Annotated in this window: 17 protein-coding genes and 1 pseudogene; 6 read left to right on the top strand and 12 right to left on the bottom strand. The window is 64.7% G+C overall.

Features of this window, described 5'->3' with window-relative positions; genetic code table 11:
• Positions 1–17: 17 nt before the first annotated feature.
• Both GGD63_RS00325 and GGD63_RS00330 read right to left on the bottom strand, forming a co-directional pair.
• On the bottom strand, positions 18–1,097 hold the full coding sequence (locus GGD63_RS00325) for a zinc-binding alcohol dehydrogenase family protein (protein WP_183238932.1): 1,080 nt from the start codon (positions 1,095–1,097) through the stop codon (positions 18–20).
• A 201-nt stretch (positions 1,098–1,298) separates the two neighbouring features.
• Entirely contained in the window at positions 1,299–2,609 is a 1,311-nt protein-coding gene (locus GGD63_RS00330; protein WP_183238933.1) for an epoxide hydrolase family protein, read from the bottom strand.
• A gap of 573 nt (positions 2,610–3,182) precedes the next feature.
• Between GGD63_RS00330 and GGD63_RS00335 the strand changes: the two genes are divergently transcribed.
• Positions 3,183–3,956 (top strand): helix-turn-helix transcriptional regulator, encoded by a 774-nt coding sequence (locus GGD63_RS00335; protein WP_183238934.1) that lies wholly within the window; start codon positions 3,183–3,185, stop codon positions 3,954–3,956.
• 53 nt (positions 3,957–4,009) lie between these two features.
• Here GGD63_RS00335 and GGD63_RS00340 read toward each other — a convergent pair whose 3' ends face one another.
• The 5 genes from GGD63_RS00340 to GGD63_RS00360 all read right to left on the bottom strand — a co-directional run bounded on the left by GGD63_RS00340 (position 4,010) and on the right by GGD63_RS00360 (position 9,982).
• Complete coding sequence (locus GGD63_RS00340; RefSeq protein WP_183238935.1) at positions 4,010–4,258, bottom strand: DUF6894 family protein; 249 nt, start codon at positions 4,256–4,258, stop codon at positions 4,010–4,012.
• A gap of 353 nt (positions 4,259–4,611) precedes the next feature.
• Positions 4,612–5,361 (bottom strand): Crp/Fnr family transcriptional regulator, encoded by a 750-nt coding sequence (locus GGD63_RS00345; RefSeq protein ID WP_183238936.1) that lies wholly within the window; start codon positions 5,359–5,361, stop codon positions 4,612–4,614.
• Complete coding sequence (locus tag GGD63_RS00350; RefSeq protein ID WP_183238937.1) at positions 5,358–8,525, bottom strand: CheR family methyltransferase; 3,168 nt, start codon at positions 8,523–8,525, stop codon at positions 5,358–5,360. Before GGD63_RS00350 ends, GGD63_RS00345 begins: the two co-directional genes overlap by 4 nt.
• Before the next feature lie 162 nt (positions 8,526–8,687).
• Positions 8,688–8,966, bottom strand: coding sequence for a hypothetical protein (locus tag GGD63_RS00355; protein WP_183238938.1), 279 nt, complete (start codon positions 8,964–8,966; stop codon positions 8,688–8,690).
• Between the two features lie 20 nt (positions 8,967–8,986).
• Complete coding sequence (locus GGD63_RS00360; protein WP_183238939.1) at positions 8,987–9,982, bottom strand: chemotaxis protein CheB; 996 nt, start codon at positions 9,980–9,982, stop codon at positions 8,987–8,989.
• Positions 9,983–10,065: 83 nt separating this feature from the next.
• Between GGD63_RS00360 and GGD63_RS00365 the strand changes: the two genes are divergently transcribed.
• Complete coding sequence (locus tag GGD63_RS00365) at positions 10,066–10,470, top strand: response regulator (RefSeq protein WP_183238940.1); 405 nt, start codon at positions 10,066–10,068, stop codon at positions 10,468–10,470.
• 52 nt (positions 10,471–10,522) lie between these two features.
• Positions 10,523–10,693, top strand: coding sequence for a hypothetical protein (locus GGD63_RS00370; protein WP_183238941.1), 171 nt, complete (start codon positions 10,523–10,525; stop codon positions 10,691–10,693).
• 118 nt (positions 10,694–10,811) lie between these two features.
• Here the strand turns inward: GGD63_RS00370 and GGD63_RS40535 are convergent, their stop codons facing one another.
• From GGD63_RS40535 to GGD63_RS00390, 5 genes are all read right to left on the bottom strand, one after another.
• Positions 10,812–10,946 (bottom strand): hypothetical protein, encoded by a 135-nt coding sequence (locus GGD63_RS40535; RefSeq protein ID WP_283811911.1) that lies wholly within the window; start codon positions 10,944–10,946, stop codon positions 10,812–10,814.
• A gap of 162 nt (positions 10,947–11,108) precedes the next feature.
• On the bottom strand, positions 11,109–11,993 hold the full coding sequence (locus GGD63_RS00375; protein ID WP_183238942.1) for a DMT family transporter: 885 nt from the start codon (positions 11,991–11,993) through the stop codon (positions 11,109–11,111).
• Positions 11,994–12,063: 70 nt separating this feature from the next.
• Positions 12,064–12,660, bottom strand: a complete 597-nt coding sequence (locus GGD63_RS00380) for a TetR/AcrR family transcriptional regulator (protein ID WP_183239659.1) — start codon at positions 12,658–12,660, stop codon at positions 12,064–12,066.
• Between the two features lie 499 nt (positions 12,661–13,159).
• Entirely contained in the window at positions 13,160–14,464 is a 1,305-nt protein-coding gene (locus tag GGD63_RS00385) for an MFS transporter (protein ID WP_183238943.1), read from the bottom strand.
• Between the two features lie 181 nt (positions 14,465–14,645).
• On the bottom strand, positions 14,646–14,948 hold the full coding sequence (locus tag GGD63_RS00390) for a DUF3551 domain-containing protein (protein WP_183238944.1): 303 nt from the start codon (positions 14,946–14,948) through the stop codon (positions 14,646–14,648).
• A 253-nt stretch (positions 14,949–15,201) separates the two neighbouring features.
• Here GGD63_RS00390 and GGD63_RS00395 point away from each other — a divergent pair, with 253 nt between their 5' ends.
• The 3 genes and pseudogenes from GGD63_RS00395 (at position 15,202) to GGD63_RS00405 (ending at position 20,591) form a co-directional block, all read left to right on the top strand.
• On the top strand, positions 15,202–15,921 hold the full coding sequence (locus GGD63_RS00395; RefSeq protein WP_183238945.1) for an outer membrane protein: 720 nt from the start codon (positions 15,202–15,204) through the stop codon (positions 15,919–15,921).
• Between the two features lie 486 nt (positions 15,922–16,407).
• Positions 16,408–19,911, top strand: coding sequence for a DNA polymerase III subunit alpha (dnaE, locus tag GGD63_RS00400; RefSeq protein WP_183238946.1), 3,504 nt, complete (start codon positions 16,408–16,410; stop codon positions 19,909–19,911).
• A 163-nt stretch (positions 19,912–20,074) separates the two neighbouring features.
• Positions 20,075–20,591 (top strand): annotated as a pseudogene (locus GGD63_RS00405) (carbonic anhydrase).
• The last annotated feature ends 150 nt before the right edge of the window (positions 20,592–20,741 follow it).

A 20,741-nucleotide genomic window follows, 5' to 3' on the forward strand; every position in this document is an offset into this window, starting at 1 on the left:
CGCGGCGGGCGGGCCAGTTACGGCCTGATGACCGTCAATTTGAATGGCCCGCCATTGGCCGCGGCATGCGCCACCGCCTCATTGGCATGATCGAGGTCGAAGGCCGTCGTCTCGTATTCCTCCAGTCGCAAAAGCCCTGAGCGCACCAGCGCGATCAGGCGGGCCGCTGCATCCGGCGGATACATCCAGACGCCGTGGATGCTGATGCAGTTGCGCATGATCCAGGGGTAGGGCAACTCAAGTCCTGCGCCGCCGGCCATGCCGACGCCGCCCATCAGTACGACGCGGCCATAGGCGCGCACCGTCAGGACCGCCGAGCGCACGACAGTCGGGCTCACCGAGGGCGGCATGATGTCGAACACGCAGTCGATCGGGCCCGGCGCGGCGCGCTTCATGGCTTCGCGGTCATCGTCCTCGTTACCGGTGAGCTTGACCGGCTTCACGCGGGCACCGAAACGGCGGACGAGGTCGGCGAGGATTTTTTCGTTGCGGCCCGGCGTCACCACGCAGGCTGCGCCCATCGCCAGCGCAACGGACACTGCCGCGCTGCCGAAGTTGCCAGTGGCCCCGCTGACCAGCACGGTCTCGCCTGGCTGAAGGTTCGCCGCGAGGAACCCGCCATAGGGCACCAGCAGCGTACCCAGCGCGCACCATTGCGTCGCTTCCTCTGATGTGATCGTGCCGAGGCGTTTGACGTTCTCCGTCGGCACGCGCATCTGCTCGGCAAACGAGCCGTGACGAAAATGCTGTTGCAGGCGCATGCCGCCGGGACCGGCGGCGGTGAGGCCTTGCAGGGCGATATCGGGCGCCACGGCGTCGTCGCGCGAGCGCACCGTCGGGTCGCAGAACACCCAGTCGCCGATCGCAAGCTTGGTCGCGTCCGGGCCGATCGCGCGGACCCGGCCGATGCCGCCCGGGCCTGGGATGATCGGAAGATCGAGCGCGTAGTTGCGTTCCCCGCTGAAGACCTCGTTCATATAGGACAGCACGCGCGTGGCGACGACGTCGATGACGACCTCGCCGGTGCCGAGCACCGGGTCGGGGGCAGTCTCGATCGCCAGCGGCGAGCCGAAGGATTTGAGCACGGCAGCTTTCATGATGTTCACCTCAAAATGGGATGAGGCAAATGTGCGCCGTCTCGGACGGGTCAGAAAGGCCTGGTATTATCCTAGTATTATCCAGACCCTCCATCGCCGGGGGCGATACCATGGCCGCCCCGCGCCGCGTCGAATTCGGCGATTTCCCCAGGTCCCGCCGAGTTCGACCGGCGCCAGCACAGCGCCAACCGGTTCTCCTACTCAACGCAGCGACTTGAATGCCGCCCGCATCTCCGCGGCGAAGAGCTGTGGCTGCTCCCATGCTGCGAAATGGCCGCCCTTGTCGACCTCGTTGAAGTAATGCAGCGTCGGATAGGCGCGCTGCGTCCACGTCTTCGGCGCGCGATAGATCTCGGCGGGGAACACTGTTACCGCGACTGGGACCTTGATCTCCGTGGTCCTCTGCGCGGCGGAGCTGAAGTTGTTGTTGTTGTTTTCCCAGTAGAAGCGGCTCGCCGACGCGCCGGAGTCGGTCAGCCAGTACAGCGAGATGGCGTCGAGGATTTCGTCCTTCGTGAGCACGCGCTCGGGCTCGCCGTTGCTGTCCGTCCACTCGGCGATTTTCTCGTACATGAATGCAGCAAGCGTCGCAGGCGAGTCGCAAAGCCCGTAGCCGATCGTCTGTGGGCGCGTCACCATCATCGCCCCGTAGGCCGCACTTCGAGCAAAGAACTTGCTCAAGGTCTCGAACGCCACGCGTTCTGGCTCCGGAAGGCCGACAGGCGGCGCGTCGCCGGCGTTAATTCCCTTGACGTATTCGGCAGGTACGGTGGGCGGCATATTGACGTGGATACCTAATAGGCCGGCGGGCTGCTGACGCGCAAGCGCGTCGGAGATGACCGAGCCGTGGTCACCGCCCTGTGAGACATATCGGGTGTATCCGAGCCGCTTCATGAGCACGTCCCAGGCGCGAGCCACACGCTCAGGGCCCCATCCGAGTTCGCGCGGTTTCGCCGAAAAGCCGTAGCCGGGAATCGAAGGGATGACGACGTGAAAGGCATCGTCCGCGTGCGCGCCGTGCGCCACCGGGTCGGTCAGCGGCCCGATGGTCTTGATCATTTCGAGGATCGAGCCCGGCCAGCCGTGCGTGATAACGATGGGCAGCGCGCCGGGGTGGCGCGAGCGGACATGAATGAAATGGATGTCGAGACCATCGATCTGCGTGATGAACTGCGGCAGTTGGTTCAGTCGCTTCTCGATCTTGCGCCAGTCGTAAGAATTGGCCCAGTAGTCGCAAAGTGCTTGCAGCCGCGCGAGCTGCACGCCCTGTGATGTGTCGGGCACCGTCTCGCGATCGGGCCAACGCGTTGCGCCGATACGCCGGCGCAAGTCGTCGAGGGCCGAGTCTGGGATGTTGATCGTGAACTCACGGATGCGGGTGTCGCCTGCGGCGCTTTCAGCGACTTGTGCGGATGACGCACTTGCCGCGAACGGAAAGCTGAGACCCATAGTACCGATCAGCGACGTCGCAATGAAGCTTCGCCGACCGATTCCAGTGTTCGTGACAGACATAAATCATTCTCCAGTTCTCTCGTCTCCCTTGGAGAGAGCGAGGGGGAGACAGCACCGCACCCATGTGCCGCAATGTCGTGCAACGACGATTTGAGACATCCGAGATAAGGCCGTGCAGTTCATCTGCCCTCGTTCTTTGCAGGGTCACATTGGATCGCTCGGATCACCGGTCGCGGGCAGCCCGGTCGCGAGAAGCGCGCCGGTGCACGAGGGCCTGCGAACCGAGACCGCTGTACAGGGATCGAAAGACGCGCGCTTTCGATATCGCACGTCTTTCTGTCTATTCCACGAAGGATGCCTGGCGTTGCCTGCGTTGTCGTTGCTTGAATTGCGAGCCGGTTGCGCACGGCCAGACAGTACGCGCGCGGCGCGACGTCGACGATGGCCTCGCCGGTGTCGAGCACCGGTTCGGTGGCCATTCTCGATCAGCAGCGGCGAAGCCGGGGATTCGAGCATGGCAGCTGTCGTGACGTGCACCTCAAGGTGTGGTGAAGCGAAGATGCGCCGCTCTTGAAGGATCAGGAGGGCCTGGTATTATCCTAGTATTTGGACTCTCCATCGAGGACACTGATCATGGCTGACCCACGCCGCGTCGAATTCGGCGACTTCCTCAGGTCCCGCCGTGAAAAGCTGTCACCGAAGACCGTTGGCCTTCCGGCAGGCCGCCGGCGCCGCACCGCAGGGCTCCGCCGCGAGGAGGTCGCCCATCTCGCCGGCATCGGCGTCGACTGGTACATCCGCCTCGAGCAGGGCCGCACCGTCAGCCCTTCGGTCACGACGATCGACGCGCTGGCCCGCGCGCTGCGCCTCTCGAAGACCGAGCACGCGCATCTCAAGGCGCTGGCGCGCGATGGCGCCAGGGGCGCCTTCGTGCGGGAGACCGTGCCGGCGCCGATCCAGCGGATGATCCAGAGCCTGACGCAGCCGGCCTACATCACTGGGCGGCGCTGGGACGTGCTGGCCTGGAACGAGGCGGCCGAGGTGGTCTTCGGGTTCGGGCAGTTGCCCGAGCAGGATCGCAACACGCTGCTGCTGGTGTTGACCAACAAGCAGACGCGAAAATTCTACGGCGCGAGCTGGACCGATGTGGCCAGGAGCATGGTCGCGATGTTCCGCGCCACCCACGACGTCTGGGCCGGCGATCCCGCCTTCACCGAGCTGCTCACGCGGCTGCGTCAGGGCAGTCCGGAATTCGTCAAATGGTGGGAGGCGCATGATATCCGCAGCACCTCGTCGGGCCTCAAGACCATGAACCATCCGACCAAAGGCCTGCTCCGGTTCGAGCACACGAGCTTCCAGGCCAACGACGATCCCGCGCTGAAGCTCGTGATCTACACGCCGGTGTGAGGCGTGAAGACACGGAGGTCCACCGCCGGCTTTCAGCGGCGCCCGGGGCTGCATCAATGCTTCAGCGTCTCGACCTCGAAAGTGAACCTGACCTGCATCACGGGGCCGCCGGCGTCGCGGACCTCGATCGCCATGTGGCGCGTGCCATTCACGGGAGCGGACGAGCAGGCCTCGTCTCGCGCCATATCGGCCAATGACTTGGCGGCCTCGACCTGGGCTGCTCGAAGGCCGGAAAGCTCGAGACCTTCCTCGTCGAGGGCCAGCTCATCGTCGTCCCGAAGATCGAAATAGTAACGTGGCATCCTCAGATCTCCAATGCCAGTCGCTCACCAGCGCTTTCGCGCCACGTCTCTTCACGTTGCGCGTTATTGGCCTTTCTCTGCCGCTTCGCAGCGAGCTGCCAGCAGGCGTCGTGGGCGAGCGGATCGAGCGCGGCATCGTTCCGCCTGGAGGCGTCACGACTCGCATCGGTCCCATCGCGCGAAGCTCCCGCGATGCGTCCTCTTTAACATAAGCTAATGCCGGCACACTCGTTCCTCCCGGAACCAACGCAAGAGCTGTGCGAATTTCGATCCGACAGGTTCGGTCAGTGTTGCTGTCTGAAGCATCGGCGGACGTCTTGAGCCGTCGCATTGAAGGCTTCGGCCGGGATCGTTCACTTCACCTGATAGCGCCGAAGATAGCCGGGCGGAAACATCGCCGCATTCTTGAGCGCGTCGAGATCACCGATCGTCAAGGTGCGATCCTTCAGGATGATCAGGCCGGTCGCCCGCAGCTCCTGGAGCGTGCGGTTGAGATGAACCACCGACAGGCCGGTGGCGTCGGCCAGATCGGTCTGGGTCACCGGAAGCGCGCAGGAGTTGCCGTCGACCAGTCCCACGGGTCGAAGCCGTTCGAAGATTTCACAGAACAGATGGGCCACGCGCTCGAAGGCCGCGCGCCGGCCGAGGTTGACGATCCATTCGCGCTGGATCGCGCTGTTCAGCGCCGTCTCGCACATGAAAGCTTCGGCCAGCGTGCGGTGGGCCGCCATCAGCTGTTCGAAGCGCGCGCGCTTGATCTCGGCGTAGGCAACCGGCGTCACCGTCGTAATCGAATGATCCATGGTAGACAGGAGATAAGCGTGGGCGTCGCAGGTCTCGCCCGGCAGGATGAAGTTGACGATCTGACGACGCCCGTCCTCCAGCGTCTTGTGGCGGTACAGCCAGCCCGAGAGCACGAGGCGGACGCTGTCGACGGGATCGCCTTCGGCGATCAGGTCCTCGCCAGGCCCGGCACGCAGCAGACCTTCGAGAATGGCATGTTCCAGCGCAGCGGCGTCCTCTTCGGACAGCGGGCGCAAGGCGTTGAAGCGGCGGAGGACCGCCTGCGCTATACCGCCATCGGTCCCGTGAGAGCGCATCATCCCTCCATCGACGGCGTATGGAAGGTGCGCCTGGCCAGGGGGATCGCGATCAAGCACATGAGGCCGGACGCGTTGAACGACATGGTCGTCTGCCCCTTCAACTCGAACGCAAGGGTGCGCTCCAGAAGCTCGGTGCCAAACCCCTTGCGCGGCGGCGGTGTCACCGCCGGACCGCCGCGCTCACGCCATTCGAACAGCAGTTGCGGGGGCTCGACGGCCCCGTCGATGCGCCACGAGATATCGAGCCGACCGCCGGGCTGGCTCAACGCGCCGTATTTGAGCGCATTGGTCGCAAGCTCGTGGATTGCGAGCGCAAACGTCTCTGCGGCCTTCGGCTGGAAGCGGACCGCGGGCCCGGACGCGCGCACCTGCTCGCCCTCATGGGCATTATAGGCCAGTAGTTCCTCGATCACCAGATATTCGAGATCGACGCCGCCCTCCGGATCGCGGGTCACAAGCGCCTGGGTGCGCGCGAAGGCATTGAGACGCCCGTCGAGATGGGCGGCATATTCCTCGACCGTAGAGCTCGTCTCCGCGGAGCGGCGCGCGATCGACCGCACCACGCCCAGCGTATTGCGGACGCGGTGCTGAAGCTCGGCGAGGAGAAGGCGCTGCCGCTCCTCTGCGCGGGTGACCGCGGTGACGTCGATGAAGGTGATCACGACGCCGGCGATGAAATTGTCGATGCTGCGATACGGCAGGATGCGAACGATGTAGCGCGTGCCGCTGTCGGGTGCGGTCAGTTCGCGTTCGGCGCTGGCAAGCGTGCGCAGCACGCGGCGCACGTCGTCGTAGAGCTCCTCGATCGGAATGCGCGCCTTGATGTGGGCGATCGGGCGGCCAACGTCGGTCTCGACCAGATGCAGGATGTGCGTGATCGCTGGGGTGAAGTTCATGACGCGGAGATCGTTGTCGAGGAAGACGGTTGCGATCTGCGTGCTTTCGAGGAAGTTCTTGAGGTCGCTGGTTGCGCGGGTCAGTTCCTGAACCCGGTGCGCCAGCTCGCCATTGACGGTCGTCAGCTCCTCGTTGACAGATTGCAGCTCCTCGCGGGAGGTCTCCAGCTCCTCGTTGGCGGATTGCAGCTCTTCATTGAGCGATTGGTACTCTTCGTTCGAGGACTTCAGCTCTTCGTTGGTGCTTTCGAGCTCCTCGATCGTCGCCTGGAGACGTTCGCGGGTCGCGCGCAATTCGCCTTCGAGCCGCTCGACATGTTCGGTCCGCACCAGCGCACCGGGGTTGTTCTCAGGAGCATCTGCGCCCTGCGCCGGGCCGTCCTTGAACAGGACGATGAAATTGCGATGGCCGCCGGCGCCATCCTGGATCGGCTCCACCGTGATATCGACGGGAACGCGATGGCCGTTGACGCCGAGCTGGACGTGCTCGGCTTGGGCGGACTCGTTGGTTTCCGATGCACGGGAGAGGGCGGTGCGCAGCTCCAGCCTGAGATCGCGATGCACCAGCTGGAGCAGATCGAGCGAGGCGGCGCCGGCCGTCGGCTCGATATAGCGTCCGGTGCGCCCGGAGAAATGCAGGATCTGGAAATTGTCGTCGGTGATCACGTAGGCGGGCGCATAGCGCTCAGCGATGCGCTGGGCGCGGCGCTCGAGGCCCACGTCCGGCCCGAACGAGCGGACCGGCGGCACCTCGACCGGCGCGCGCCCGGCCGCGGTCGAGATTGGAAATTCCGGCGGCAGCCGCGTGCCGGTATCGAGCTTCCTAAAGATGCGGGCCCGGCGATCGACCGGTGCAAACAGCTTGGGGTGCCGCGTCACGTTCTCGGAATTGCCGAGGAACAGGAAGCGCTCGGGCAGCAAAGCGAAATGGAACAGCGGGATCACCCGGTTCTGAAGCTCGGCGTTGAGATAGATCAGCAGGTTGCGGCAGGAGACGAGATCGAGCTTGGAGAACGGGGCATCCTTGATCACGTTGTGCTGGGAGAAGATGCACATCTCCCGCAATTCCTTCACCACGCAATAGGTGTCGCCCTCGCGCACGAACCAGCGCGCCAGGCGCTCGGGAGACATGTCCTGCTCGATATTGATGCGGTAGCGCCCGACGCGGGCGGTCGCGAGCGCCCGGCCGTCGATGTCGGTCGCGAAGATCTGCACCTGCGGAGAGGAATCGAGCGTAGCCATGTGCTCGCGCAGCAGGATGCCGATCGAATAGGCTTCCTCGCCGGTGGCGCAGCCCAGCACCCAGACGCGAACCTGCTGGCCGCTTCCCTTGCCCTCGAAGATCTTTGGGATGATCTGGGTTTCGAGCACCTCGAACTCGCGCTTGTCGCGGAAGAACTCGGTGACGCCGATCAGGAGGTCATTGAAGAGATGATGGGCCTCGTCCTTGTCGTTGCGCAGGAAGTCGACATAGGAGGTGATCTCCTCGAGCTGCACGACCTGCATGCGCCGCTGCACGCGGCGCAGGAAGGTGTTCTGCTTGTAGCCGTGGAAATCGTTGCCGGTCTTGTTGCGCAGGATGTCGGCGATGCGCGACAGCGAGGTCGCCGCCGCAGCCAGGACCTCGTCGAAGCCCTGCTTCTCCTCGAGCCGCCGCAGATGGCGGGCATAAACCTGGATGTGCTCCGGGATGTCCTCGGGCGGCAGGACGTAATCAGCGATCGCCGCCGGTCTGTTGCTGTCGACCAGATGGTCGGACTCCTCGCTGGCGAGCTTCTCGGCAATTGCAAGCCCGCCATGGTCCTTTAGCGTGGCGGCGCCGAGCGTGCCGTCGCCGCCGGTCCCGCTCAAGAGAACGCCGATGGACTGCTCGGCGCGCTCTTCGGCGAGCGACACCAGGAAACTGTCGATGGTGGCCCGCTCTCCCGGCCCCTGTTCGGCCTTGCGCACCGCAAAACGCCCGTCCTGGATCGTGGTGATCATGGCCGCCGGGCTGTGATAGATCGTGCCCCCTTGCACCGCCATCGCATCGCGGATATCGGCGAAACGCGCGCCGTCGGCACGCTGGACGATGCTGCGCAACCGTGCCTCGTCGAGCGCCTCGGCGTTCTGAAGGACGAGGACGATCGCCTGGTCTTCACCCAATGCCAGCTTGGCGAAAAATCGCTCGATACTGTCGATCGCGGCGGCCGATGCCCCCACGCCGATGATCAAAGGGGCCTTGGCCTGAGGTTCCGCGTCCCCCGGTGCCTTGCCGACTTCGTCCATGATTGCCGCTACTCTCGCTGCCCGGACCAACGGATTCCGGTCTCTGCAAATAGCAGAAATCGACGCGATCCTAACAGCTAAAAGCGGAAAACGTTCGCCTTGGCCGAGCCTAGATTCCGGGGGGGGGGGGCCTCTGCATGGCCGCGCGGACCATCGCCCGGACTAGGTGATCGGCGGCACAAGATCGACCTCCTGTTGGAGATAATTCACCCTCTGAATGATGAGGGTGCGGTGCCGTTCCCATTCCACCAGGGTCTGCTTTAGCAGGTCCACCAGCCGTTCCGCCTGCCCGGAATCGTAACCGCCGGCCTGCAGATCGCGGACCCGGTCTTCCTGCTTGTGGATCCGCCGCCAGCCTTCCTCGATATCGAGGTCAGCCTTCGCCAGAAGGCGCTGCTCATTGAGGAGCTGCTGCTCGCGCTCGGCAAGCGAAACGGCCATGGCGACGCTCACCTCTCTCGCTAACGGTTCGGAAGATCAAGCGATTGTAGCACGACGCGCCTGATCATGTCGGCATATTCGCGATATTCGGCGGCGCGCAGCGCGTACATCTCGGCGATTGCGGGTCTGCCGTTGCGACGGCCGTCCGCGGCCATGCGTTGCACCAGTTCGGCCCGCTCGTCGATGATCCTGAGCGCGACACGGAGCGCCTCGTCGACTTGCCCTTCCTGCTCCTTGGCGAGGGCATCAGCGGTGTAGGCGTGGCCGACCTGACAGCGAAACCGCATCGGATGAGCCTCTTTCACGTCGGAAAGGACGCCGCCGCAGGCGGGGCAGGTCAGCGCCGCCGGATCGGCAATGTCGGCCAGGATTGCGGAGCCGATCCTTTCGCCCGCGGCGATTTCCACCTCCAGGCGGATATCCGGAGCGATCGGAAGCGCGGCCCCCGGCGCTTCCCGGGCAAGCTCGGAAAGGACGTCGCCGAGCCGCGCAGCGGGAACGCAGAGGTCGGCGGTGGCCGCCTCCAGCGCGCGCTGCGGCATCTCCGCCGCGATCGCCTCCAACGGATCCTGCACGATCGTCATTCCGCCGCAGCGCTTGATCGCGTTGAGGCCGGCAGCCCCGTCCGAAAGCAATCCGCTCAGCACCACCCCGATCACGCGCGGGCCGTGATGCAGGGCCGCCGAGCGGAACAGTGCGTCGATCGCGGGCCGCACCATGTTCTCGCGCGGGCCGCGCCCGAGGCGAATATGATCGCCTGACAACAGCAAGTGATGGTCGGGGGCGCCGAGATAGACATGGCCGCGCTCGAACTTCATGCCGTCTGTGGCCTGATGCACCGGCAGCCTGCCCGCGCCGGCGGCGACGGTGGACAGGATGCCGATGCCCTGCGCAGGAAGGTGAAGGACGATAAAGACGGCTGCTGGAACATCCGGATGCAGATCTGCCAGGATCTGTTTCAGCGGCGCCGTGGCTCCGGAGGAACCGCCGATGACAATGATGTCGCGGTTGCTCATGGAACCCGCCATTCAATGCTTCGTTTGCACCAAGACGGCCTTGAGGCCTATGTTCCTATCCATCGCCGGGTGCTGGAGGAAACATGGCACTATCGCCAACGTTGTCGCGCAGGAATGCCCCGTTGTCGGGATGTCGCATCCTCGTGGTCGAGGACGAGTATTTCCTGGCCGATGACATCAGCCGTGCGCTGCGGTCGGCGGGCGCGGAAGTTGCCGGTCCGGTCGGCGAGCTCGACGATGCGCTCCCGATCATCAACGACGGCGGCATTCTCGACGGCGCAGTGCTCGACGTGAACATTCGCAGCGAGATGGTTTTCCCGGTTGCGCAGGAGCTCAGGGCGCGCCAGGTGCCGTTCGTGTTCACGACCGGCTACGAGAAGGTCAGCATTGCTCCACAATTTCGTGATGTGGTGCTGTGGGAAAAGCCGATCGACATCGCAGCGATGGTCCGCGGCCTGACCGGGTTGATCGAGAAGCCCAAGACGTGAGGCGCAGCGTCGCGCCATTGCGCAGCCCGTTCATGATCCAAGTGAGGTTCGAATGATCTACACCGCCCGCACAGGCGATGCACAGCTCCTGTCCTTTTCGCGCGAACTGGTTCGCGATGCCCTCAAGATACTGCGCAATAGCGAGCACATCGCAAGAGCGCAGCGCGTCCGGGATGAACTGGCTGCGGTTGCGCCGGCTCGCGGGGAGGGCGATCCGGCCTGAAGCGCGATGAGATCGGGATGAAGCGTCAGCGCGCTTTAGGTTGTTGTTTACGCATGATCTCTCCGGAAAACCGCTTCGCACTTTGCGCTAACGCGGCCCTTCGGGTCCGGATCATGCTTTAGAGCAGGCGGCTCCAGGTCAGCCACGCAGTCACGGCAAGGCAGAGGGCGATCCCGAGATAGGGCAAGGCTTGCGACAAGCCCTGCGAGATGGCCTGGCGCAACGAGCCATCCGTCAAGCCACCATCATCCATATGATCGCTCCCAGCATCACCAGGAAACCCAGCATCGCGGTCGCGATGAAAACCCGTTCGACGCGATCCATCGTCATCGTAGTGCCCTCATCCCGGACGCGATTTTGACGTTTCGCCGCGCGGCGCGCATTAGGCTATGTGAATCGCCAGCGGGATTCCGGATCAACGTTCCCGGGAGCTCGGCGCCATGCCGCTTGAACGCTCCAGCTTCATTTGCGTCATGGCGACGCCGGATAGTGCGAGCAGCCCGCCGACGATCAGTTTCGGCGTCACCTGCTCGCCGAGGAAGATCACGCTCGACATCAAGGCGAACACAGGAAGCAGCAGGCCGAAAGGAGCGACGCGGCCCATGGAGCAACGGGCGATCAGCCAGAACCAAAGGCCAAACCCCACAATTCCGCCGATGAAGATGGTGTAGGCGAGCGCCAGCCAGCCACGTCCGTCCGCCGTGCCGAGGCTCGTCGCCTGACCGTATTCAAGCAGTAGCGACATCAGCATCACCTGTGGCACGGTGAGCAGCGACGACCATCCCATCAACATCAGGGGATCGAAGGGGCCGTAGCGTTTCGTCAGGACGTTGGACACGGCGAATGCGAAGGCGGCCCCGACCACCAGCAGCAGCGGAAGCGGTTTTGCCGACAGGCCGGGCCCCGCTGCGAGCACGATCACGCCGAGGAATGCGAGCGCCACGCCGGCAGAGCTGGCGAGCGACGGCCGCTCCGCGAGCAGCGGCCAGGCCAGCAGGACGGTGAAGGGCGGGGCGAGCTGATAGGCAACGGCCGACATGCTTCCCGAGCCGAGCCCAAGGCCGACATAGAACAACCCGAAGTTCAGCCCACCGAGGAAAATCGAAATGGCTGCGACAGGGCCGAGCTGCTGGCGCGTGGGTCTTTTGACGAACGGAACGAGCAGCAGCGCGATCGCCAGGAAGCGCAGGGCGAGGAAGAAGAGGGGCGGAAATTCCGTGACGCCGACCTTGATGACCACGAACTGATAGCCCCAGAGCAGGGAGACGGCCACCGCGCAGATGATCTGGATCGCGGACATTGCATTGTTCCTTTCAAGACCGATCGGTCTAAATATCGACGCGCCAATGCCGGAGGGCGTCTGCGAATGGTTACCTCACGAAGCGGTCGAGCAGGGCGTCAGCGGTAGCTTGCGATGCGGCCCGTGCCGGCGCCGTCTTGCTGACCACGCGCAGCCCTTCGACGAAACAGACGAGAATGCGGGCGGCGCTTGCAGGCTCGACGCCGTCGGCCAGCCTGCCTGCCGTCTTGGCACGGGACAATGCATCCACCAGCCTCGTCTCCATCGTCTTGAAGAAACCCGCGGCGCGTCGCGCGACCTCGGCGTCCTGCCCGGCCAGTTCCATGGCCGTGGCCACAAGCAGGCAGCCGCGGCGTCCATGGGGGCCGCTGGTGCGGTCGACATAGCCGGCAAGGAAAGCCCGCAAGCCATCGACCGGATCCCTGTCCGTGGCGAGTTCGACGTCCATCCGTGTGATGGCTTCGGCGATGTAGCGGTCGAGCGCGAGCAGGAACAGCGTGTGCTTGTCGCCGAACGCGGCGTAGAGGCTGCCGCGCGACAGTTTGGTCGCGCGAAGAAGGTCCGGCAGCGCGGTGGCGTGATAGCCGCGCGACCAGAACACATCCATCGCGCATGCGACGGCCGCGTCCATGTCGAAACTGCGCGGTCGGCCGCGGGGCGATTGCATCGGGGTCTGGCGGGCCATCGTGGATATATAGACCAATTGGTCTATATATCGCAAGTGGACATTTCGGCCCCGCGCTTACGGCACTGCGGCAGCCGGAGCGGGTACGCTGACGTTCGGCACCGTGGCCGACCAGGGGCTGATCGGGTTGAGCGCCGACAAGGCGGCGAGGAAGCGGCGAATGCGCGGCGCGGCATCGCCATCGATCTCACCCTCGATGGCGATCCAGCGGTCGCAGCCCGGCCCGCACGCATCAGGCGCCCCTTGGCGAGATAGATCGTCAGCGTGGACGCAAATCCGGCTTTCTCGGACGGTATTTCCGCGCGCAATGCGCCGGGAAGCGAGAGCGCGGCGACGACGAGCAGGATACGGGCTAGCATGAAATGATCGACTATGCGGTGCAAACCGATGTCGACGCTATACGACGCTTGGCACTTTCACAACTTGCGGTGGCACGCCGATTGACGCTTTATTTCGAAGCTTCGCCTGGGCCGTGGTGACGTCATGCCACGGAATCCTCGTGAACCGCCGAACGGCTTCGGAGATCCGGAGCCAGCGACGGCGCGAGCGGAGCAGCGTCGCCTCGCGCGGTGAGTCCGACCGGAGCAGGTCCGGCATCGCGCCGCGCGACGGCCCAGATCAGCAAACCGAGAAGCGCGAGTGCAGCGCCGACGGGACCGGTCGAGGTCCAGCCTAGCCCTTCGCGGATCGCAAGGCCGCCGAGGAAGGGGCCGAGCGCGTTGGCGGTGTTGAACGCCGAATGGTTCAGCGCGGCCGCGAGCGCCTGCGCGTCACCTGCGACGTCCATCAGCCGCGTTTGCAGGATGGCGCCGAGCGAAACGCTGGTGCCGATGGCGAAAACGTCGGCCGCCAGTAGCCAGGGATTGTGGGCGGCAAGCGGAAACACCAGCAGCGCGACGGCTGCAAACAGCAGGATGATGCCCGCCGTCGGCATCAGGGCGCGGTCGGCAAAGCGTGGCACGAACAGATTGCCGAGCGTAGCGCCGATACCGAATACGGCGAGGAAGAACGGAATGGCCGCGGGGCTGACCCTGGTGACCTCGATCAGCGTCGTCGCAAGATAGGTGTAGACGGCAAACATGCCGCCAAAGCCGATGGCGCCGATTGCCAGCGTGATCCAGACGCGGCCGCTTCTGAGAGCGCCGAGCTCGCGCAACGGATCGGACCTGCCGGCCCGGTCGCGCGGCGCGAACAGGCCGCACAGCAGCACGGTGAGCAGCGCCAGCGCCGACACGAGACCAAAGCTCGCGCGCCAGCCGACCGCCTGACCGATCAGATTGGCCAGCGGCACGCCGATGATGGTGGCGCAGGTCAGGCCAAGCATCACCTGGCCGATCGCCTGCGAGCGGCGCTGTTGCGGAACCAGCGAAGCCGCGACCAGCGCGGCGATACCGAAATAGGCGCCGTGCGGCAGCCCCGAGAGGAAGCGCGCCGCGATCATCCAGCCGAAGTCGGGTGCGAGCGCGGTGAGCGCGTTGCCGAACGCGAACACGGCCATCAGGACGAGCAGCTGCGTGCGCCGGGCGAAGCGGGCACCCAGCACCGCGATCAGCGGCGCGCCCAGCACGACTCCGAGCGCGTAAGCACTGATCGCGTGCCCTGCGGTCGGCTCGTCGACGTGGAGGTCGGCGGCGAAAAACGGCAGCAGGCTCATCGATGCGAATTCGGTGGTCCCGATCGCAAAGCCGCCCATCGCGAGCGAGACGAGGACGATAGCGAGGTGAGGGGGAGTGGCGGCCGCGGTTGAATTGGCGCGGGGCGAGGTCGCGTGAGGCGAGATCGTCATGAGTCCTGCATTGCTGGCGTCAACGGGAACCAGCCCAGCGAACGTCGCCATCCCTGCAAGATTTCTCTGTCGTACTTAAACCCGGATCAGTCTGCGTCAACACTTCAGGCTCAGCGCAGGGCGGGCCGCATATCAGCGTCCCGATTTGCGTGTGCCGACTGCTAGCCAGGCGCTGCGCATCTCACCGCGATAGGCCGTAGCCCGGCGCAAGCGTGCGCGGACGATTCTGATACGCGTAGGGATCGTCACTCTGTCCGCCGAAATAGGGATTGGCGATGCAGGTCAGCGCGCGGCCCGATGCGCTTGCCTGACACTGCGCGTAGGTGTCGAACCTGCAATTGCTCAGTCCCGGCCATTCATCACCCGTAAGGCAGAACGCGTGATGCGTACCAAATGCGCGCGCGGGCGTGCTTGCGCTGAGCGCAAATGTGGCGATTGCGAGCGAAAATGTGGCGGCAATGGGGAAAGCAATTCGTGCTCGCATTCGTAATCTCCAATCACACAATTGTGCGCGCGACGATGTTACGCGCGCATGCAGTTTATCTCGTCTCGTCGACATTGGAACTGCTGAAAACTCTTGTTTCAAAGGGTTTCCAGCGCGCTCTGATAAATCTTCATTAATGAAGCGCGGGCCTTTGGCGTGAACTGTTGCGTCGAGGTTACAGCAATTCCGTCGATCACTGTTATGACGACACCACGGCCAGGGGGCCTAACGACGAAACTGGAACGGGATTGAAATGAAGAAGAATTTGTTGCTTGCCGCTGTGAGCCTCGTCGCGCTCAGCGCAGCTGCACCGGCGCTGGCTGCCGACCTCGCGGCGCGTCCGTACACCAAGGCACCCGCGATGGTCGCCACGATCTACGACTGGAGCGGCTTCTACATCGGCATCAACGGCGGCGGTGGTTCGTCGCACGCGACCTGGGACTTCGTCGGCGTTGGTCGCGAGGGTTCGCACGATGCGACCGGCGGCACGGTCGGTGGCCAGATCGGCTATCGCTGGCAGTCGGGCCAGTGGGTGTTCGGCGTGGAAGGCCAGGGCAACTGGGCCGACTTCTCCGGCGACAATCTGAGCGCGCTGTTCGCCACTCGTAATCGCACGAAGATGGACGCGTTCGGCCTGATCACCGGCCAGGTCGGTTATGCCTGGAACAACGTCCTCGTGTACGTGAAGGGCGGTGCGGCTGTGGTCAGCGACAAGTACGAGATCTATGGCCTCGGCGGCGGGCTGCTCGCGTCGACCAGCGACACCCGTTGGGGTGGCACGGTTGGTGCCGGCCTCGAGTACGGCTTCGCGCCGAACTGGTCGGTTGGCGTCGAGTACAACCACATCTTCCTGTCGGACAAGGATGTCACCTTTGCCGGCTTCGCTGGCACCGAGCGCATCCGTCAGGACGTCGACATGGGCCTCGTCCGCCTGAACTACAAGTTCGGCGGCCCGATCCTCGGCCGTTACTGATACCGATCGCTCTTTTGAGCGGCTATCGAAAGCCCCGGCCATCGGCCGGGGCTTTTTTTTATTGCGTGAATTCAGCGAGTTAACCATCGCGTTGCGAGATTACGAGCCAGGCTTGACTCCCGTGAACGAAATGAGAACAATGTTCTTCATACGTTCTAGCAAGGGAGCGAGACCATGTTCAGGATTTTCGTGGAAGAGGCGGCTGCACTGGCGTCCATCACGCTGTTCGTCGGGATGATCGCGATCTGGGCCCAGGTCATACCGCAGCTCTAGACCTGCGGTTTTGTAAACCGGTGCTGCTCTTCACCGGTGCCCCCTTGGGGAAAAGCGGGACGACGCGGCGAAGCGGCCGCTCCGGCGTGGACTCTGGCGGCGCGAGACCCCACCATTGTGAAGCGAGTCGGCAAGAGAGGCGGATGGCGGGTGCATGATCCCCTCGGAGCCGGCGACCGCTCCATCTCATCTGCAAGAGGCCGTCACGCGACCATGCCGAGCGCCGGATTTGTCCACCTTCACGTTCACTCGGCCTATTCGCTGCTCAAGGGCTCGATCAAGATCGCCAAGCTCGCCGAGCTTGCAAAGAAAGATCATCAGCCGGCCCTTGCGCTGACCGACACCGACAATCTGTTCGGGGCGCTGGAGTTCTCCGACAAGATGGCGGGCTCCGGGATCCAGCCGATCGTCGGCTGCGAGCTCGCGATCGACTTCGCAGACCAGGATCCCAATGCACGCAACTCCATTGGCCCGTCGCGCGTCGTTCTGCTGGCGGCGCAGGAGCGCGGTTATCGCAGTCTGATGCGGCTCAATTCGCGGGCGTTCCTGGAAACGCCCGACAGCCACGCCCCGTTCATCAAGTTCGATTGGCTCGAAGGCGAGACCGAGGGTCTGATCGCGCTCACGGGCGGCCCCGACGGGCCGATCTCGCTGGCGCTTGCCGGCGGCCACGCCGATCTCGCGGCCGCGCGCTGCGAACGTCTGGCCGGCCTGTTCGGCGATCGGCTCTATATCGAATTGCAGCGCCACAACACCGACAAGGAACGGCGCGTCGAAAGCGGCTTGATCGACATTGCCTATGCGAAGGGCCTGCCGCTGGTTGCGACCAACGAGCCGTATTTCGCGTCGACCGACGACTACGAAGCGCATGACGCGCTGCTGTGCATCGCCGGCGGCCGGCTGATCGCCGAGACCGATCGCGTGCAGCTCACGCCCGATCATCGCTTCAAGACCCGCGCCGAGATGGCGGTGCTGTTCGCCGACATTCCGGAGGCGCTGGCCTCCACGGTCGAGATCGCCGAGCGCTGCTCGTTTCGTCCGATGACGCGCAAGCCGATCCTGCCGTTCTTCACCGTCGGCGCCGCGGCGAGCTCGGACGCCGCCGCGGTCGAGGCGGCCGAACTGAAGCGGCAGGCGGAGGAGGGGCTCGCCAACCGCCTGCGCGTGCACGGCCTGTCGCAAGGCACGACGGAAGAGGCCTACAACAAGCGTCTGGCGTTCGAGCTCGACGTCATCATGCGCATGAAGTACGCGGGCTACTTCCTGATCGTCTCCGACTTCATCAAATGGGCGAAGTCGCAAGGGATTCCGGTCGGGCCGGGCCGCGGCTCCGGCGCAGGCTCGCTGGTCGCCTGGGCGCTGACCATCACCGACCTCGATCCGATCAAGTTCGGCCTGCTGTTCGAGCGCTTCCTCAATCCCGAACGCGTCTCGATGCCGGACTTCGACATCGACTTCTGCCAGGACCGCCGCGGCGAGGTGATCCAGTACGTCCAGCAGCGCTACGGCCGCGACCAGGTCGCCCAGATCATCACCTTCGGTACGCTGCAGGCGCGCGGTGTGCTGCGCGACGTCGGCCGCGTGCTGCAGATGCCCTATGGCCAGGTCGACAAGCTCACGAAGCTCGTGCCGCAGAATCCGGCGGCGCCGGTGACGCTGGCTGCCGCGATCGAGAGCGAGCCGAAGCTCCAGGCGTTCCGCGACGAGGACCCGGTGGTGGCGCGCGCCTTCGACATCGCGCAGCGCCTCGAAGGCCTGACCCGCCACGCCTCGACCCACGCGGCCGGCATCGTGATCGGCGATCGGCCTTTGAGCGAACTGGTGCCGATGTACCGCGATCCGAAGTCGGATATGCCGGTGACCCAGTTCAACATGAAATGGGTCGAGCCGGCGGGCCTCGTGAAGTTCGACTTCCTCGGTCTGAAGACGCTGACCGTGCTCGATGTCGCCTGCAAGCTGCTCAAGCCGCGCGACATCCACATCAATCTCGCCACGCTGCCGATCGACGATGCCGAGAGCTACCAGATGCTGGCGCGCGGCGAGGTGGTCGGCGTGTTCCAGGTTGAAAGCCAGGGCATGCGGCGGGCGCTGGTCGACATGCGCCCGGACCGTTTCGAGGACATCATCGCGCTGGTCGCGCTCTATCGCCCGGGCCCGATGGCGAACATCCCGACCTATTGCGCGCGCAAGCACGGCGACGAGGAGCCGGAATATCTGCATCCCGTGCTGGAGCCGATCCTGAAGGAAACCTTCGGCGTCATCATCTACCAGGAACAGGTGATGCAGATCGCGCAGGTGATGTCGGGCTATTCGCTCGGCGACGCCGACCTCTTGCGCCGCGCCATGGGCAAGAAGATCCGCGCCGAGATGGACAAGCAGCGCGACATCTTCGTCGCCGGCGCGGTCAAAAACGGCGTGCCGAAGGGGCAGGCCGAGACCATCTTCGAGCTGCTCGCCAAGTTCGCCGACTACGGCTTCAACAAGAGCCACGCGGCGGCCTATGCGCTGGTGTCCTACCACACCGCCTACATGAAGGCGCATTATCCGGTGGAGTTCATCGCAGCGTCCATGACGCTCGATCTCAACAACACCGACAAGCTCTCCGAATTCCGCTCCGAGGCGCAGCGCCTCGGCATCAAGGTCGAGCCGCCGAACATCAACCGCTCCGGCGCGACCTTCGAGGTCGGCGAGAAGACGATCTACTATGCGCTCGCAGCGCTGAAGGGCGTCGGCATCCAGGCGATCGAGCAGATCATCGAGGAGCGCACGAAGAACGGTCTTTTCACCTCGCTCGCCGACTTCGCCGCGCGGGTCAATCCGCGCGCGATCAACAAGCGCATCATCGAAAGTCTGGCCGCCGCCGGCGCCTTCGATACGCTGGAGCCGAACCGGGCGCGGGTCTTCGCCGGTGCGGACGCGATCCTCGCCGCTTGCCAGCGCGCGCACGAAGCCGCGACCATCGGCCAGAACGACATGTTCGGAAGCTCGGCCGACGCGCCGACCATCATGCTGCCGCAGATCGAGGCGTGGCTGCCGGCCGAGCGGCTGCGCCGCGAATACGACGCGATCGGCTTCTTCCTGTCGGGACATCCGCTCGATGATTACGCCACTGTGCTGAAGCGGCTGCGCGTGCAGAGCTGGGCCGAGTTCTCGCGCGCGGTGAAGACCGGCGCCACCGCCGGCAAGGTCGCGGCGACCGTTGTGTCGCGCATGGAGCGGCGCACCAAGACCGGCAACAAGATGGGCATCATGGGCCTGTCGGACCCGACCGGGCATTTCGAGGCGGTGCTGTTCTCCGAAGGCCTCGCGCAATATCGCGACGTGCTGGAGCCGGGCGCCGCGGTGCTGCTCCAGCTCGGTGCCGAGCTCCAGGGCGAGGACGTGCGCGCGCGCGTGCTGCATGCCGAGCCGCTCGACGACGCTGCGGCCAAGACGCAGAAGGGCCTGCGCATCTTCCTGCGCGACACCAAGCCGCTCGACTCGATCGCCAAGCGTCTCGCCGGACCCGAGATCGCGGCCTCGAACGGCGCCGCGCCGAAGGTCGGCAGTCCCGGCATCGCGCCGCGCTCCAATGGCGACGGCGAGGTCTCGCTGGTGTTGATGCTCGACCTCGAGACCGAGGTGGAGATGAAGCTGCCCGGCCGGTTCAAGGTCTCGCCGCAGATCGCCGGCGCGATCAAGGCGGTCGCGGGCGTGGTGGACGTGCAGCAGCTGTAGCTGCCATACGCGCGTTGCGACGGGCCGTCATTCGACAAGTGTCATAATGGATCGGTTGCAACCTTGCGCTGATTCTGCTCGCGGAGTTGCAGGCTGTCGAGTAAGATGCACGGAACGATAGCCGCTCCATTAACGAGGGCGGCGCGATGGGCAGGAGCAATGCATGTGCGAGAATTGCGCCAATGGTCGTGGCGTCCACATTGGCCCTTCGCGGAGATCGTTTGTCCACGTCACCGTCTCTGCGATCGGCCTGGCTTTCGCCGGAAAAGCTTTCGCGAAAGAGACCAAGCCGCCGCCCAAGCCGCAGAACGTGCTGTCGCCCGACGCTTCGTTGAAGCGGCTGATGGAGGGGAATGCGCGCTACGTTGACGGTGTGTCGCGGCGTCACGATTTCAAGCATGAGCGCGAGGCTGACGCTGAAGGCGATCAAGGACGACAAGCCGCCGCCGGGACACATCCCTTCGCTGGTCGATGCGATCGCGCCCGCTGCAAAGGCTGCAATGCAGCAGGGTGGTAACGTGCTCGACAAGGCGATCCGGCAGAACGTTGTCGACAACGTCGCCAAGCTGAAATCGGCCGCGCCGATCCTCAATGCAGCTGCCGAGCAGGGCAAGATCAAGGTCGTCGGCGGCATCTACCGGCTCACGACCGGGACGGTCGATCTGATTGCGCAGGGCTGAGCGAACTGGCCGCTCCTGCCGTCTTATGGTCGTGAGGCTTACGCGGAACTGACGCAACAGGGCTGTGGTCGGCAGGCGCCATGTCACCGCCTCAATCCAAGCCTTTCGTGACCACGCCTTTCGTTCAACTGCCATTCAGCTGGCCGCGCG

The sequence above is a fragment of the Bradyrhizobium sp. cir1 genome (genome assembly GCF_014198245.1).
Taxonomy (GTDB): domain Bacteria; phylum Pseudomonadota; class Alphaproteobacteria; order Rhizobiales; family Xanthobacteraceae; genus Bradyrhizobium.

What these genes read in the sequence shown, in the direction of transcription:
- GGD63_RS00375 (WP_183238942.1), bottom strand. Translation starts at nt 11,993, where the DNA reads ATGTCCGCGATCCAGATCATCTGCGCGGTGGCCGTCTCCCTGCTCTGG.
- GGD63_RS40535 (WP_283811911.1), bottom strand. Translation starts at nt 10,946, where the DNA reads ATGGATGATGGTGGCTTGACGGATGGCTCGTTGCGCCAGGCCATCTCG.
- GGD63_RS00330 (WP_183238933.1), bottom strand. Translation starts at nt 2,609, where the DNA reads ATGTCTGTCACGAACACTGGAATCGGTCGGCGAAGCTTCATTGCGACG.
- GGD63_RS00380 (WP_183239659.1), bottom strand. Translation starts at nt 12,660, where the DNA reads ATGCAATCGCCCCGCGGCCGACCGCGCAGTTTCGACATGGACGCGGCC.
- dnaE (WP_183238946.1), top strand. Translation starts at nt 16,408, where the DNA reads ATGCCGAGCGCCGGATTTGTCCACCTTCACGTTCACTCGGCCTATTCG.
- GGD63_RS00370 (WP_183238941.1), top strand. Translation starts at nt 10,523, where the DNA reads ATGATCTACACCGCCCGCACAGGCGATGCACAGCTCCTGTCCTTTTCG.
- GGD63_RS00395 (WP_183238945.1), top strand. Translation starts at nt 15,202, where the DNA reads ATGAAGAAGAATTTGTTGCTTGCCGCTGTGAGCCTCGTCGCGCTCAGC.
- GGD63_RS00390 (WP_183238944.1), bottom strand. Translation starts at nt 14,948, where the DNA reads ATGCGAGCACGAATTGCTTTCCCCATTGCCGCCACATTTTCGCTCGCA.
- GGD63_RS00385 (WP_183238943.1), bottom strand. Translation starts at nt 14,464, where the DNA reads ATGACGATCTCGCCTCACGCGACCTCGCCCCGCGCCAATTCAACCGCG.
- GGD63_RS00325 (WP_183238932.1), bottom strand. Translation starts at nt 1,097, where the DNA reads ATGAAAGCTGCCGTGCTCAAATCCTTCGGCTCGCCGCTGGCGATCGAG.
- GGD63_RS00345 (WP_183238936.1), bottom strand. Translation starts at nt 5,361, where the DNA reads ATGATGCGCTCTCACGGGACCGATGGCGGTATAGCGCAGGCGGTCCTC.
- GGD63_RS00335 (WP_183238934.1), top strand. Translation starts at nt 3,183, where the DNA reads ATGGCTGACCCACGCCGCGTCGAATTCGGCGACTTCCTCAGGTCCCGC.
- GGD63_RS00355 (WP_183238938.1), bottom strand. Translation starts at nt 8,966, where the DNA reads ATGGCCGTTTCGCTTGCCGAGCGCGAGCAGCAGCTCCTCAATGAGCAG.
- GGD63_RS00360 (WP_183238939.1), bottom strand. Translation starts at nt 9,982, where the DNA reads ATGAGCAACCGCGACATCATTGTCATCGGCGGTTCCTCCGGAGCCACG.
- GGD63_RS00350 (WP_183238937.1), bottom strand. Translation starts at nt 8,525, where the DNA reads ATGGACGAAGTCGGCAAGGCACCGGGGGACGCGGAACCTCAGGCCAAG.
- GGD63_RS00365 (WP_183238940.1), top strand. Translation starts at nt 10,066, where the DNA reads ATGGCACTATCGCCAACGTTGTCGCGCAGGAATGCCCCGTTGTCGGGA.
- GGD63_RS00340 (WP_183238935.1), bottom strand. Translation starts at nt 4,258, where the DNA reads ATGCCACGTTACTATTTCGATCTTCGGGACGACGATGAGCTGGCCCTC.